This window comes from Streptomyces sp. NPDC056734 (genome assembly GCF_042790455.1).
In the GTDB taxonomy this organism is placed as follows: Bacteria; Actinomycetota; Actinomycetes; order Streptomycetales; family Streptomycetaceae; genus Streptomyces.
The window spans coordinates 241,719-254,622 of sequence record NZ_JBHTZD010000011.1 but is presented as its reverse complement, the minus strand read 5'-3'; the positions used below and the strand labels follow the sequence as shown (position 1 = coordinate 254,622).

Genomic DNA, 12,904 nt, shown 5'->3' with positions numbered 1-12,904 from the left:
GGTTCCCCTGGGGGGGTGGCGGCCCCCCCACCCCCCGGGGGGGGGGGGGGGGGGGCGGCGGCGCCCCCCCCCTCCCCCCTTGCGTCCGTCCGGCGTCAGGACGCGGGCTGCTCCACCTTGGTGTCGACATCGCCGTCGACGGCCGCCGCGAGCTGCGGCACCAGCCGCTCCACGACGTACGGCAGGCTCAGCACCGTACCCATGGACAGCGCGTTGCCGTAGTCGCTGCTCTCGGAGACGAAGACCTCGCGGCCCTGCTTCACCACGTTCAGGTCCTTGTACGAGGCGTTCTCGTGCAGGGTGCCGGGGTCCTTGGTGACGTCGGTGACCTGCCAGACCACGGCGTCCTGGTCGAGCAGGTCGGTGCGCTCCTCGCTGATGTTGGCGCCGAACTGGTCGCCGATCACCTCGTCCAGGTCCGCGGGCAGGCTGAAGCCGAGGTCACCGAGCAGATGCGAGCGCGGGTCCTGGCTGCCGAAGACGAACATGCCCTCGTACGGCGTGGCCACCACCGCCGAGGCGCCCTTGAACTCGGGGTTCTCGGCGGCGGCGGAGCTGATCGCGTCCTCGGTCGTCTTGACGGCGGCGGCGGCCTCGTCCTCCTTGCCGAGCGCCTTGCCGATGATCTCGGTCTGCTCCTGCCACGGCACGCCGTAGTCGTTGTACTGCTTCGGCTGGGCGACGACCGGCGCGAACTTCGACAGCGACTCGTACTGCTCCTCGGTGAGCCCGCCGTACACGGCGAGGATCAGATCGGGGTCGAGGGCGGCGATCTTCTCCACCTGCGGGCCGGTCCCGGTGTCCGTGAGCACGGTCGGGGTCTCGGCACCGGTGAGCTTGTCGGCGGCCCAGGGGCCGACGGCACCGTCGTAGCCGCCGAGCCATTCGGTGGTGCCGACCGGGACCTCGCCGAGGGCGAGAACGGAGTCCTGGTCGGTGAGGCCGACGGTGACGATCCGCTGGGGCTCGGACTCGATGGTGGTGCTGCCGTACTTGTGGTCGAGGGTGACCGGGAACGCGCCGGAGGAGCTGCCCTCCGTACCGGTCGCCGCGGAGTCGGATCCTGAGTCGTCGTCACCGCCGCACGCGGCCGTGGCGAACAGGAGGGTGGCACTGGCGAGCGCGGCGGCGATCCGGGGCGCCCTGCGGGAGCGGAACATCGGTGGTCCTTCGGTTTCGGGTTCCTGTGGAGCGGGGTCGTGCGGAGGAGTGACGTGGGGGGTGTACGACGTGGGGGGGGTGGGGGCGGGGGCTAGGGGTGTGGGTCGGGGGTGTCGCGGGTGTCTCGGGTGTCCGACCAGGCGTTCCAGAGGGCGGCGTAGCGTCCTTCGGCCGCGCGCAGCCCGTCGTGGGTGCCGCTCTCGACGATCCGGCCGCCGTCCATGACGACGACCCGGTCGGCGGCGGCGGCCTGGCTGAGCCGGTGGGCGACGATCAGCGCGGTGCGGCCGTCGACGGCACGGGCGACGCCCTTCTCCAGGGCGCGGGCCCCGGCGCTGCCGGCCTCGGCGGTGGCCTCGTCGAGGATCACCAGGGGCGGGTCGGCGAGGATCAGCCGGGCGAGCGCGAGGGCCTGGGTCTGGGCGCCGCTGAGCTTGTGGCCGCCGTCGCCGACGACCGTGTCCAGTCCGTCGGGCAGCGCGTCGGCCCAGGTGAGGGCGTCGACCCGGTCGAGGGCGGCGCGCAGTTCACCGTCGGTGGCGTCGGGTTTGGCGAGCCGGAGGTCGTCGGCGAGGGGGCCCGCGAAGACATGGGTCTCCTGGGTGATCAGGGCGAGGGTGCCGCTGGCGCCGAGTTCGGTGGGCGGCACCCCGCCGACCAGGACCGTGCCGGAGGTGGGCGGCTGGATACCGGCGACGAGCCGGGCCAGGGTGGTCTTGCCGGCGCCGCTGGCCCCGACCAGCGCGACGCGTTCGCCGTGCCGGATCGTCAGGTCGAGGTCGTGCAGCACGGGGTGGCCGGGCCGGTAGGCGTGGCCGAGTCCGCGCACGGTGACATCGACGCCGCCGGGCCGCACGGCGTGTCCCGCGTCCGGCGCGGCGGGCAGGTCGGTGACGCCGACGAGGCGGGCCAGTCCGGCGGTCGCCGACTGGGCGTCGTCCAGCAGCGCGAGGGCGGCGTTGACCGGCCCGAACAGGCTGTGGAAGTAGAGGGCGGCGGCGGTCGCCGTACCGATCGAGGCGGCGTCGTCGCGGACCAGCCAGTAGCCGGTGAACAGGACGGCGGCGAGCCCGATGTACTCGGCGATGTGCAGCCTGCTGTAGAAGCCGAGGACGAGCCGGACGCCCCGCATGGTCAGCTCCACCACGGACCGGGACCGTGCGGCGACCCGCTCGGTGTGCTCGCCCTCCATGCGCAGCGCCCGCACGGTGGAGCTGCCCGCGACGGTGTCGAGAAGCTGCTGCTGCTGGGCGCCCGCGGCGACGCGCTGGGCGGCGTACAGCGGTACGGCCCGGCGCACGTACCAGCGGGCGGTGGCCGCCTGGACCGGCACGGCGAGCAGCGCGGCCAGCAGGAACCGCCAGTCGAGCAGGGCCAGCGCGCCGAAGGTGAGGACGATGGTGAGCAGCGAGCGGGCCAGTTCCGGCAGGGCGTTGCGGACGGCCTCGGCGATCAGGGAGACATCGGCGGTGACCCGGGCGGTGAGGTCTCCGGCGCCCGCCTTCTCGACCCGCTCCAGGGGCAGCGCGAGGGCGCGTTCGACGAACCGTTCGCGCAGCCGGGCGAGGGCGGTCTCGCCCAGCCGGGAGAGCAGGGAGAGCCCGTATCCGGTGCTGAGGCCCTGCGCGACGGCGACGGCGACGAGCAGGGCGGCCGTGGTGGTGACGGCGTCGGCGGAGCCCCGGTCGGCGGCGAGGTCGACGATCCGGCCCAGCAGCGGCTGCACCAGCAGGCCGATGGCGGTGGCGCCGACCATGACGGCGAGCGCGAGCAGGGCGGAGGCGCGCATCGGGCGCAGCAGTTCGGCGACGGCGGCCCGGGTGCGGGCGCCGGTGGCGGTGGGGAGCAGGTCCGGCGAGTCGGTACGGGGTCGTGGGGGCGAGTCGGTACGGGGGGTGGGCTGGGATTCGGTGGGCCGCGGCTCGGTCATGCGAGCACCGCCGTGCGGTAGGTGCCGGACTCCCGGACCAGCGAGGTGTGGGTGCCGCTCGCCGTGAGCGTGCCGCCGTCGAGCAGGACCACCCGGTCGGTGACGGCCAGCAGGGCGGGGCTGTTGGTGACCAGGAGTGTGGTGCGGCCCCGGCGTACGTCCCTGATGCCGTCGGCGATCCGGGCCTCCGTCACGGCGTCGACGGCGGTCGCCGGTTCGTGGACGACCAGGACGGGCGGGTCGGCGGCGAGGGCGCGGGCGAGGGCCACGCGCTGGCGCTGGCCGCCGGAGAGCGAGCGGCCCCGGGAGGTGACGGGCGTGTGCAGGCCGTCGGGCAGGGCGCGGGCCACCTCGTCGGTGCCGGACGCGGCCATGGCGGCCACCGGGACCGAGGTCCGGTCGGGCAGGGCGGCGGTGACGTTCTCCAGCAGGGTGCCTTCGAACAGGTCGGCGTCGTGCTCGGCGACGAGGATCGCGGCGCGTACGTCGGCGAGGGCGAGCGCGGTCAGGTCGGTTCCGTCGAGTTCGACGGCCCCCGTGTCCGGGTCGGCGCCCCGGGCCAGGCAGCGCAGCAGCGCGGTGGTGTCGGCGGGGTCGGTGGCGACGACGCCGAGGATCTCCCCGGGCGCGATGTCGAGATCGAGGCCGCGGACACCGCCGTAGGACAGGTCGCGCAGGCGCAGCCGCCCGGTGCGGGCGGGCGGTGCGGTGGCGGGCGGGTTCGGCACGGCTCCCTCGGCGTCCAGGACGGCGGCGATACGGGTGGCGGAGGCGCGGCCCTGGGCGAGTTCGGCGTTGACCCAGGAGAACTCGGAGAGCGGGCCGATGAGGAAGAGGGCGAGGGCGACGCAGGAGACGAGTTCACCGAGCCCGATGTCGCCCCGGGCGGCGAGCCGTCCGCCGACGAGGGCGACCAGGGCGATGAACGCGCCGGTGAGCATGGTCACCACGCCCTGCTGCCAGGCTTCGGCTCGGGCGGCGCGCAGGGTGGCGGACAGGGAGTCGCCGCTGACCTTGCGGTAGCGGGCGACGGCGGCGGTCTCGGCGCCGATGCCCTTGAGGACCCGGAGTCCGGCCACCAGGTCGGCGGCGACGCCGGAGGCGCGGGCGGCGCGGTCCTGTTCGGTCTCGCTGCGCCGCTCCAGCGGGGCGCTGAGGAGATGGCCGAGCCACAGCAGCAGCGGGGTGCCGAGCAGGACGAGCAGTCCGAGGGTGACGGAGACCATCAGCAGGGCGACGGCGGCGACCACGAGTCCGGCGGTGGCCGCGAGGGCGACGATCAGCGCCATGGCGACGGCGCCGACCCGGCGGGCGTCCTCGGTGGCGGTGTTGGCGAGTTCACCGGGCAACCGGCCCTCGTCCGCGCCGCCTTCGGGTGCCAGGACCCGGCCGATCAGCTCGGTGCGCAGCCGGTGGGCGGCCGTCACGGCCGCGCGTTCCCCGGCGCGGGCGCTGAACCGGAAGCTGAAGGACAGGCCGACGTAGGCGACGGCCAGGACGCCCAGCCAGAGCAGCAGTCCGGGGACGTCGCCGTCCACCACCCCGCGTTCGACGGCGAGTCCGATGACGACGGGCACCAGGGCCTCGCCGGTCTGATGGCCCATGCCCAGCACCGCGCCGAAGGCGACGTCGCGCCGCTGCCCCCCGACAGCGCGCCGCAGCAGCTTCCGGCCCCGTGGGTCGGCTCTCCTCACGCATCCCCCCGGACGGTGTTCCACAGCGCGGCGGATCGGCCACCACACAAAGACTTAGGTAAGCCTAACTATATGTACGGGCGTCAGGCTAGCCCTGTGGGCAACGGGTGGTTGCCCTTTGATCACGGTTCGGTTCCGACGCCCGGATCGACGGCCCGCCCCGCACCGCTCCCCTAATGCGTAACCCATGGGTTACGCTTCAGCCATGGACGACCTGTCCGATGTCGCCGAGGCCATCGCCGATCCCGTACGCCGGGAGATCCTGGTGATGCTGCGGCACACCCCGCTCACGGCCGGTGAGATCGCCGCCCGGTTCACCATCACGCGCCCGGCGGTCAGCCGTCATCTGCGGGTGCTGCGCGAGAGCGGGCTGGTCCGTGACGAGCGGATCGGCCGGCACCGCCGCTACTCCCTGGTCGCCGCCGGGCTCACCGAGCTGGCGGGCTGGCTCACCCAGTTCGGCGGCACCCGCCCCGACTGGCGGCAGCGGCTGGACGCGCTGGACACGGAGGTCCACCGCACCCGCCGGGACCGCCGCCACACCGAGCCGACCGCGGCACCCGCCCCTGTTCCCGTGCCCAAGCCCACCGCCGCACCTGACCAACCAAGGGCCGACCCACCACCCCACCCTTCTTCCCACCCCCGAAAGGACACCGCATGACCACTTCGGAGCCCACCGGACGGCTGGAGCGCACGCCCACCGGCCACGACCTGATCCTCGCCCGCAGCTATCGCGCGCCGGTCGCCGACGTCTGGGCGAGTGTCACCGAGTCCGCGCGCACGGCCCGCTGGTTCGGCCCCTGGCGGGGCGAGCCCGGTCCGGGGCGCACGATCGAGGTGCGGCTGAGCTTCGAGGAGTCGGCGGACTGGTTCCCGGTCCGGATCGACGCCTGCGAGCCACCCCACCGCCTCGCGGTCTCCACCCAGGACGCGGCCGGCGCCTGGTCGATGGAGCTACGGCTCACCGAGTCCGCCGGCACCACGGAGGTCCAGCTGGTCCACCATCTGACCGACATCGAGCAGCTCGGCTCGACCGGACCGGGCTGGGAGTACTACCTCGACATGCTGACGGCCGCCCGCACCGACACCCCGCGCCCCGAGTTCGCCGACTACTACCCGGCCCAGAAGGCGTACTTCGAATCCCTGGCCAAGCCCTGACGCCCGCCTGTCGTCCCTGACCGAGCCGTGACGGCCGTCTGTCGTCCCTGGCCGAGCCCTGACGCCCGCCTGTGGTCCATGACCGAGCCCTGACGCCCGTCCATCGTCCCTGGCATGGCCTGACGCCCGCCCCCTCGAAAACCACGGGCGTCCCGTCGTCCGCCCCCTCTACACTCCCCCGCATGACGACGTACTTCTTCCCCCTGCGCTAGCCCCCGTCGGCGAAGCGAGGATCCCCCGTCGCCGGCGACGCGGGGCAGCGGAGCGCTGTCCCGGGCGCTGATGTGGAAGAAGCCTCTCACTCATGCACACGCCTCTCGTGGCGCGGTGTGTCCGCGGTCTGGAATCCGCGGTCGCCGCCGAGGTCCTGCGGTTCCCGGACACGGCCGTCACCGGCCTGCGCCACCGCGAAGTCCGGTTCCGCACCTCAGGTTCCGTGCCGTCGCCGCGCACGGCCGACGATGTGTTCCTGCTCGCGGCCCGGCGCCCCGACATCGGCCCGGCCCGGCAGTCCCTCGGCCTCCTCACCGAACTGGTCACCGGCAGTGACACCGCCGCCCTGCTGCGCCTGCGCCGCACGGCCACCGGCTCGGCCGCCCCCACCGGCATCGATGTCTCGGCGTCGTTCCTCGGCAGCCGCGGCTTCAACCGGTACGACGCCGAGGACGCCGTGGGACAGGCGCTGTCCCGGCGGATCGGCGTGCCCCACCACTCCCGGCGCGAGGGCGTTGCGGTGCCGCCGGGCCACTGGGGCTGGCGGCTCACCCTGGACGGCGAGCACGCGACGCTGATGCTGCGCGCCGGTGACCGGCCGCTGCACCGCCGCGCCTATAAACGGCACACCGTCCCCGGCACCCTGCATCCGCCGGTGGCGGCGGCGATGGCCGCGCTGGCGGAACTGCGGCCCGGCGCGGTCGTCGTGGACCCGTGCTGCGGCGCCGGGACCCTGCTCGCGGAGGCCGCCGTGCTCGAACCGGCGGCCCGGTGTCTGGGGTTCGACCTGTCCGGGCGGGCGCTGGACGCGGCCCGCGCCAACACCCGTGGGCTGCCCGTCACCGTGGAGCGCGGGGACGCGGGCCGGCTGCCGCTCGCGGACGGGAGCGTGGACCGGGTGCTGTGCAATCCGCCGTGGGGCGGTCAGGTCCCGGCCCGGGGCGCGCTCGCCGGGGCGCCGGAGCGCTGGTGGCGGGAGCTGCGCCGGCTGCTCGCCCCGGACGGGACGGCGGTGGTGCTGCTGCCCGGCGCCGGGCAGTTGACGGCGGCGCTGGACGCGGGCCTGTCCCCGGCGCACGTCCAGCGGGTCCGGGTGTCCGGGGCCGAGGCGTTCGTGGTGCGGCTGCGGCCGGTCAGCTGTCCTTCTGATCGCCCCAGCCGTGCCAGCGGTCGACCTCGATCCAGGCGCTGACCCGGGGGCTCACCCGGTTGGGGTAGGGGGTGCCCAGGTACTGGTCCGCCAGCCGGTCGATGTCGGTGAGCCCTTCGTCGTCGTACATCTCCGCCACCCGCCCGATCAGGGTGACGTGGTTGTACCAGTTGCCCTCGTCGAGGACGGTCAGGGTCACGCGCGGGTCGTTGCGCAGGTGCTTGAGGCGGACCCGGGTCCGGTCCAGGTTGATCAGGACCCGGCCGTCCTCCCACAGGTACCAGGTGGCCGTGGACACCGGCGTGCCGTCCTTGCGCAGGGTGGCCATCACACACGGGTTGGGGCGGGCCAGCATCTCCTGCGCGGCTTGCGGCAGAGGCGGTCGGGACACGGGGTCTCCTCCGATTTCGGTCGACATGGACGATCACCCATGCTCACATGAACGCGAACGAACAGCACACCCGACGCACAAGGAACACCACCGCATGAGCCACGCCCAGCCGTTCGACGTCCCGCCCGCCCTGGCCCGGTCGTACGCCAGAGCCTTCGGTGCGCGGGGCACGGAGTGGATCGCCGGATCGGCGGATGTCGTCGCCGACGCGCTGGACCGCTGGGAGCTGCGGCGCGACGGCGAGCCCGGCTCGGGAGAGGCGTCGCTGACGCTGCCGGTGCGGCGCGCGGACGGCACGCCCGCGATGCTCAAGCTCCAACTGCCCCGCGAGGAGACGGAGGCGGCGATCCTCGGGCTGCGCGTCTGGGACGGCGCCGGGTCGGTCCGGCTGCTCGACCACGACCCCGACACCAGCTCCATGCTGCTGGAACGGCTCGACGCCCACCGCAGTCTCGCCACCGTCGAGGACGACGACACCGCCCTGCGCGTCCTGGCCGCGATCCAGGCCCGGCTGGTCGCCCACCCGGCACCCGCCGGGCTGCGCGGACTGGGGGACATCACCGCCGAGATGCTGGAGCACACCCCGCAGGCGGTACGGAAGTTGCCCGACCCGGCGGACCGGCGCCGGGTCGGCGACTGGGCGGCGGCGGTCGCCGAACTCGCCGGTGAGCCCGGCGACCGGCTGCTGCACTGGGATCTGCACTACGAGAACGTCCTGGCCGCCGAGCGTGAACCCTGGCTGGCCATCGACCCCGAACCGCTCGCGGGTGACCCCGGGTTCGATCTGTGGCCCGCGCTGAACAGCCGCTGGGACGACGTGGTCGCCGCCGATCCCCGGCGGATCGTCCGCCGCCGCTTCGACCTGCTCACCGAGGCCCTGGAGCTGGACCGCGCCCGCGCCACGGGCTGGACGCTGGGCCGGCTGCTCCAGAACGCGCTGTGGGACGTCGCGGACGGTGAACGGGCGCTCGCCCCGGAGGCGGTGGCCCTCGCGGAGGCACTGCGCGACCGCTGAGCGACCTCGCCGTCACAGCACCGCGATGCCCAACGGCCGCTCCCCGGCGGGCAGCCGCCGGGTGTCCCCCGACTCCCGGCCGACGACCGTGAGGCCGTTCCAGTAACCCTCGCGCGTGAACCCGCCGGTGACGTAGGCGCTGCGGCCGCCCTTCGCGACGGCGACGCCCTCGTGCGGGCCGTCCAGCGGGATCACCCGCTCGGCGCCGCCGGGCTCGCGGACGGTGAGCGAGGGCCCGCGTCGGCGGACGAGTCGATCGGGCCGGTCCCGCGTCCAGCTGGATCACCCGCTCCGCGCCGCCGGGCTCACGGACGGTGAGCGAGGGCCCCGCGTCGGCGGACGAGTCGATCGGGCCGGTCCCGACGACGAGAAGGTGGCCGTCCTTGGTGGTCCCTGCGCCGTGCTGAGGGGTGTCGGCGGTCATCGCCTGGACCGACGAACGGCCGACGTCTCCGGGCTGACCAGCCTGCGCACGGCGTGGGGCCGGTTCCACCTGGAGAAGTACGCCGCTCTGCGGGGCCGGATCCACCGATCAACAACCTGTTCCCGGCGCCGGACCCGTGGTACGTCCCGCAGGAGGGCGGCGAGAAGACCGAGGCCCTCGCGCCGGGCGTCGGCGGCGACATCGCCCGCGCCTCACTGCTCACCCCGCTGGAGCGGACCGCCGTACTCGCCGAGTCGCTCGGCGCGGACCTGAGCGGCCAGAGGGCCGCCGTCGCCGAGGCCCGTTTCGTGCCGGTGATCGAACTCCTCGCGCGGGCGGAGCGGCTGCTCGCCCAGGGCGGGGACGCCGTCCGCGCCCATCGAACGCCTCGCGCGGGCGGAGCGGCTCGACGTCCGGGGCCCTTCCGTGGATCAGGGCCCTTCCGGTGGATCTCCCCGGGTGCTACTCCCCCAGCCTGCGGGCGAGTTCCTCCGCGGCGGTGACGATCTCCGGGTCCTTCTCCGTCAGCAGCAGCCGCACATGGCCGCGCCGGGCGTGGACCGCCTGGCGGGCGGCGCGCTCCCAGACCACGTGGTTCTCCCGGTGGTTGAGGAGCTTGGGGTAGGCGGCGGCGGTGGTCTCCCACTGGCGGGCCTCGGCGACGGCGGCGAGCAGCCGGATGATCCGCGGCCTGACCTTCACCTGGGGCAGCTGGGCGAGATCCCAGAGGTAGGGGACGACGGCGGCGGTCGCCTGGTGGACCACGAAGCCGTACTGGCAGATCCGGTCGCGCAGTTCGGTCAGGGCCGCGTCGGCGGTGTCCCGGTTTCCCCAGGCGATCTTGCTCAGGAGCCGTGGAACGGCGGTGGCACTGCCGGTGGAGTCCTTGATCGCCTGCCACGGCACCTCGCCCAGCGTGCCGAGCGGGTCGGGCCGGGGGGCTCCCTTGGCCAGCGGTTCGTGCTCTGCGCGCTCGGTGTTCGGCTGGTGCGTCGCATCGGTGCGCATGGCGTGGGCCTTTCCGCAGCGGTCGTCTCGGTTCGGAGGGACTCGAATCGATGGATCCGAATCGGAGGGCTTCGAATCGGAGGGCTTCGAAGCCCTCTGAACCGAAGAAGCTCGAAAGCGGCGGTCCGACCGGCCCGACCTGTCCCCAGCCTGTTCCGGGGCTCGGCCGGCGGTCCGGCGCTCCCTGACGCATTGTCATGATCCAGCGTCGGCCCGGGGGTTGACGCCGCAGCTATTATCCACACTGTCAGCCCAGCCGTGCAATTGCACGAGAAATTGCGCGAATTCCGGGTACGACGCGGAACACGAGCAGCGAGGAGATCGCCGTGCCGTCCATACCGAACGGAGTCCGGGCCAGCTCCCTGGACGTCGACTGGATCAAGAGCCGTCACAGCGGCGCCGAGGGCAACTGTGTCGAGGTCGCCCCCCTGATCGACGGAAGCGTCGCGATGCGCAACTCACGCGATCCCGACGGACCCGCGCTCGTCTACACCCCCGCCGAGGTCGCCGCTTTCCTGGCCGGCGCCAAGGACGGGGAGTTCGACCATCTGACCTGAAATCGCCGTCGCCGGAGCCGGCTCCGGCGCTCCCGGGACGGTCCGGTCCGGGTGGCCCGGCCGTGGTACGGGTGACCCGGATCCGGCCCCGCCCCGGGGCGATCACGTCAACTCCCCGTCTGCCGACGGCACCTGCGCGGGTCCGCGGCCCGCGCGGTGCGATAGTGTCGATGTCCCTTTTGCTGTCTGCCGGGAGTCAGGATGTCCGCCGATTCACCGCGCGTCTCCCGCCTCCAGCCGTATCTGGACCGCGCCGAGCCCGCCCCGACCCTGCTGAAGATGCTGGTCGGTGTGCAGCTCGCGGGTCTGCGCGAGGACGCGGAGCTGAGTCAGGAGCAGGCCGCGCGCAGGGTGGGCTTCAGCCCGGCGAAGCTGTCGCGGATCGAGGCGGGCAAGGGCCGCAAGCCACCGACGGAGACCGATGTCCGCGCGCTGCTCGCTCTCTACGAGGTCGATGCGTACGAGACCTCCGTGCTGATCGAGCTGCTTCAGCGGGCGGGGCGGCCGGGCTGGTGGCAGCGCTATGACAAGCGGCTGATGCCGGAGTGGTTCGACCGGCTGGTGGGGCTCCAGGAGGCCGCCGCGTCCATCCGTACGTTCGAGCTCCAGTATGTGCCGGGCCTGTTGCAGACGCGGAGGTACGCCGAGGCGGTCGTCCGCCGGGGTCTGCCCGTGGCGCCCGAGCACGAGGTGCGGCGCCGGGTCGAACTGCGGACCCGGCGCACCCGGCTGCTGGACCGTGAGGATCCGCCCCGGCTGTGGGCGGTCCTTGATGAATCGGTACTGCTGCGGGTGCTGGGCGACCGGGCGGCGATGCGGGAGCAGCTCGCGCACCTCATCGAGATGGCGCAGCGTCCGCACATCACGGTGCAGGTGGTGCCGCTCGATGTCACCGACGCCTCGGCGCCGGTCATACCGATCACCTTTCTGCGCTTCGACGGACTCGATCTGCCGGACATCGTGTATCTGGAGCACATCAAGAGCGCGAACTTCCTGGAGGACCGGGACGAGACGGAGGAGTACCGCCTCACCCTGGACCGGCTGGCCGACGACGCGCTCACCCCGCGCGAGACCCTGAAGCTGCTGCGGTCGACGCGGGAGGAGCGCTACCCGGAGCAGTGAGGGCGCCGCGTGGGGCGAGATCGCCGGCCCCCGGCGGGACAGTCGCCGGGGTCTGTCACCGGACGCGGCCGACGCCGCCGTACTCGATCCATTCGTGGGTGAGCTGGCGGGGGGCGACCTCGGAGTCGGGGCGCCAGGTGGAGACCTCGACCAGGCCGGGGTCCAGGATCTCCAGGCCGTCGAAGAGGGCGGCGACGTCGCTCGGCTCGCGGACCCGGCCCCAGTGGCCCTGGGTGGCCTGGTTCATGAAGTCGGTGACGAACGTGCGTACCTCGGGGTCCTCGCTGACCAGCTGGCACATCACCAGGTAGCTGCCGGGCGCGAGGCGCTCCTTGAACCGCTCGACCACGGCCTGCGGGCCGTCGGTGTCGCTGTCCGGGATGCAGTGGAAGACCGAGTTGAACAGCACCGCCACCGGCTGGTCGAAGTCGATCAGCCGCCCGGTGTCGGCGTGGCCGAGTATCTCGGCGGTGCCGCGCATGTCGGCGTGGATCACGGCGGTGCGCTCGTCCTGCTCCAGCAGGGCCCGGCCGTGCACCAGGACCATCGGGTCGTTGTCGACGTACACCACGTGCGCGGTGGGGTCGTGGCGCTGGGCGACCTGGTGGACGTTGTTCTGGGTGGGCAGGCCGGAGCCGTGGTCGAGGAACTGCCGGATGCCGAGATCCTGGGCGAGCACCTTGACGACCCGCTGGAGGAAGCGGCGGTTGTTGACGGCGAGGCGGCGGGTGCTGGGGACGACCTTGTCCAGCTGCTCGCAGGCCGCGCGGTCGGCCGCGTAGTTGTCCTTGCCGCCGATGTAGTAGTCGTACATCCGGGCGGCTGTCGGGACATTGGCGTCGATCTCCGTGGACAGCTTCTTACCCGTGCTCATCGATCCCCCAGCTCCGTACCGCGCCCTGCGTACTGGCCTTGCAGGCTGTACATCCTAGGGACCCCGCAGTCACCCGGGCCAGTGCGGGGCGAAGATCACGGCAGGGATTCGGTCACGGTTCCGGGTCGGCGCCGAAGGGTCAAGTCGGCCGGGGTGCAATCGAGTTGAGCCCGGGAGAGGCGGATGGGGGTGGATGCCCTGGTCACA

General features: G+C 73.4%; 14 protein-coding genes. 6 read left to right on the top strand and 8 right to left on the bottom strand.

Features of this window, described 5'->3' with window-relative positions; genetic code table 11:
- Positions 1-95: 95 nt before the first annotated feature.
- From ACFRFC_RS19160 to ACFRFC_RS19150, 3 genes are all read right to left on the bottom strand, one after another.
- Positions 96-1,160 (bottom strand): iron-siderophore ABC transporter substrate-binding protein, encoded by a 1,065-nt coding sequence (locus ACFRFC_RS19160; RefSeq protein ID WP_382688351.1) that lies wholly within the window; start codon positions 1,158-1,160, stop codon positions 96-98.
- Positions 1,161-1,252: 92 nt separating this feature from the next.
- Positions 1,253-3,091 (bottom strand): ABC transporter ATP-binding protein, encoded by a 1,839-nt coding sequence (locus tag ACFRFC_RS19155; protein ID WP_382688348.1) that lies wholly within the window; start codon positions 3,089-3,091, stop codon positions 1,253-1,255.
- Positions 3,088-4,785 (bottom strand): ABC transporter ATP-binding protein, encoded by a 1,698-nt coding sequence (locus ACFRFC_RS19150; protein WP_382688345.1) that lies wholly within the window; start codon positions 4,783-4,785, stop codon positions 3,088-3,090. Before ACFRFC_RS19150 ends, ACFRFC_RS19155 begins: the two co-directional genes overlap by 4 nt.
- A gap of 205 nt (positions 4,786-4,990) precedes the next feature.
- Between ACFRFC_RS19150 and ACFRFC_RS19145 the strand changes: the two genes are divergently transcribed.
- From ACFRFC_RS19145 to ACFRFC_RS19135, 3 genes are all read left to right on the top strand, one after another.
- Complete coding sequence (locus ACFRFC_RS19145) at positions 4,991-5,446, top strand: metalloregulator ArsR/SmtB family transcription factor (protein WP_382688342.1); 456 nt, start codon at positions 4,991-4,993, stop codon at positions 5,444-5,446.
- Positions 5,443-5,943, top strand: a complete 501-nt coding sequence (locus tag ACFRFC_RS19140) for an SRPBCC family protein (protein WP_382688339.1) — start codon at positions 5,443-5,445, stop codon at positions 5,941-5,943. Before ACFRFC_RS19145 ends, ACFRFC_RS19140 begins: the two co-directional genes overlap by 4 nt.
- A 304-nt stretch (positions 5,944-6,247) precedes the next feature.
- On the top strand, positions 6,248-7,348 hold the full coding sequence (locus tag ACFRFC_RS19135) for a TRM11 family SAM-dependent methyltransferase (protein ID WP_382688336.1): 1,101 nt from the start codon (positions 6,248-6,250) through the stop codon (positions 7,346-7,348).
- Here ACFRFC_RS19135 and ACFRFC_RS19130 read toward each other — a convergent pair.
- Entirely contained in the window at positions 7,290-7,697 is a 408-nt protein-coding gene (locus tag ACFRFC_RS19130) for a PPOX class F420-dependent oxidoreductase (protein ID WP_382688333.1), read from the bottom strand. The two genes, ACFRFC_RS19135 and ACFRFC_RS19130, sit on opposite strands and share 59 nt — an antisense overlap.
- A 94-nt stretch (positions 7,698-7,791) precedes the next feature.
- On the opposite strand from ACFRFC_RS19130, the gene ACFRFC_RS19125 reads away from it, so the two are divergent.
- Positions 7,792-8,712: an aminoglycoside phosphotransferase family protein gene (locus ACFRFC_RS19125; protein ID WP_382688330.1), complete on the top strand. Its 921-nt coding sequence runs from the start codon at positions 7,792-7,794 to the stop codon at positions 8,710-8,712.
- A gap of 12 nt (positions 8,713-8,724) precedes the next feature.
- Here ACFRFC_RS19125 and ACFRFC_RS19120 read toward each other — a convergent pair whose 3' ends face one another.
- From ACFRFC_RS19120 to ACFRFC_RS19110, 3 genes are all read right to left on the bottom strand, one after another.
- Positions 8,725-8,907, bottom strand: a complete 183-nt coding sequence (locus tag ACFRFC_RS19120) for a hypothetical protein (protein WP_382688327.1) — start codon at positions 8,905-8,907, stop codon at positions 8,725-8,727.
- A gap of 441 nt (positions 8,908-9,348) precedes the next feature.
- Positions 9,349-9,516, bottom strand: a complete 168-nt coding sequence (locus tag ACFRFC_RS19115; RefSeq protein ID WP_382688324.1) for a hypothetical protein — start codon at positions 9,514-9,516, stop codon at positions 9,349-9,351.
- 82 nt (positions 9,517-9,598) lie between these two features.
- Positions 9,599-10,144, bottom strand: coding sequence for a hypothetical protein (locus ACFRFC_RS19110; RefSeq protein ID WP_382688321.1), 546 nt, complete (start codon positions 10,142-10,144; stop codon positions 9,599-9,601).
- 326 nt (positions 10,145-10,470) lie between these two features.
- Between ACFRFC_RS19110 and ACFRFC_RS19105 the strand changes: the two genes are divergently transcribed.
- Positions 10,471-10,701 carry a DUF397 domain-containing protein gene (locus ACFRFC_RS19105; RefSeq protein WP_382688319.1) on the top strand — a complete coding sequence of 77 codons (231 nt, stop codon included), beginning with the start codon at positions 10,471-10,473 and terminating at the stop codon, positions 10,699-10,701.
- 201 nt (positions 10,702-10,902) lie between these two features.
- Entirely contained in the window at positions 10,903-11,823 is a 921-nt protein-coding gene (locus tag ACFRFC_RS19100) for a helix-turn-helix domain-containing protein (RefSeq protein WP_382688316.1), read from the top strand.
- A gap of 55 nt (positions 11,824-11,878) precedes the next feature.
- Here ACFRFC_RS19100 and ACFRFC_RS19095 read toward each other — a convergent pair whose 3' ends face one another.
- On the bottom strand, positions 11,879-12,697 hold the full coding sequence (locus tag ACFRFC_RS19095; RefSeq protein ID WP_382688313.1) for an SAM-dependent methyltransferase: 819 nt from the start codon (positions 12,695-12,697) through the stop codon (positions 11,879-11,881).
- Positions 12,698-12,904: the final 207 nt, after the last annotated feature.

What these genes read in the sequence shown, in the direction of transcription:
- ACFRFC_RS19095 (WP_382688313.1), bottom strand. Translation starts at nt 12,697, where the DNA reads ATGAGCACGGGTAAGAAGCTGTCCACGGAGATCGACGCCAATGTCCCG.
- ACFRFC_RS19115 (WP_382688324.1), bottom strand. Translation starts at nt 9,516, where the DNA reads ATGGGCGCGGACGGCGTCCCCGCCCTGGGCGAGCAGCCGCTCCGCCCG.
- ACFRFC_RS19160 (WP_382688351.1), bottom strand. Translation starts at nt 1,160, where the DNA reads ATGTTCCGCTCCCGCAGGGCGCCCCGGATCGCCGCCGCGCTCGCCAGT.
- ACFRFC_RS19145 (WP_382688342.1), top strand. Translation starts at nt 4,991, where the DNA reads ATGGACGACCTGTCCGATGTCGCCGAGGCCATCGCCGATCCCGTACGC.
- ACFRFC_RS19110 (WP_382688321.1), bottom strand. Translation starts at nt 10,144, where the DNA reads ATGCGCACCGATGCGACGCACCAGCCGAACACCGAGCGCGCAGAGCAC.
- ACFRFC_RS19155 (WP_382688348.1), bottom strand. Translation starts at nt 3,091, where the DNA reads ATGACCGAGCCGCGGCCCACCGAATCCCAGCCCACCCCCCGTACCGAC.
- ACFRFC_RS19135 (WP_382688336.1), top strand. Translation starts at nt 6,248, where the DNA reads ATGCACACGCCTCTCGTGGCGCGGTGTGTCCGCGGTCTGGAATCCGCG.
- ACFRFC_RS19125 (WP_382688330.1), top strand. Translation starts at nt 7,792, where the DNA reads ATGAGCCACGCCCAGCCGTTCGACGTCCCGCCCGCCCTGGCCCGGTCG.
- ACFRFC_RS19100 (WP_382688316.1), top strand. Translation starts at nt 10,903, where the DNA reads ATGTCCGCCGATTCACCGCGCGTCTCCCGCCTCCAGCCGTATCTGGAC.
- ACFRFC_RS19140 (WP_382688339.1), top strand. Translation starts at nt 5,443, where the DNA reads ATGACCACTTCGGAGCCCACCGGACGGCTGGAGCGCACGCCCACCGGC.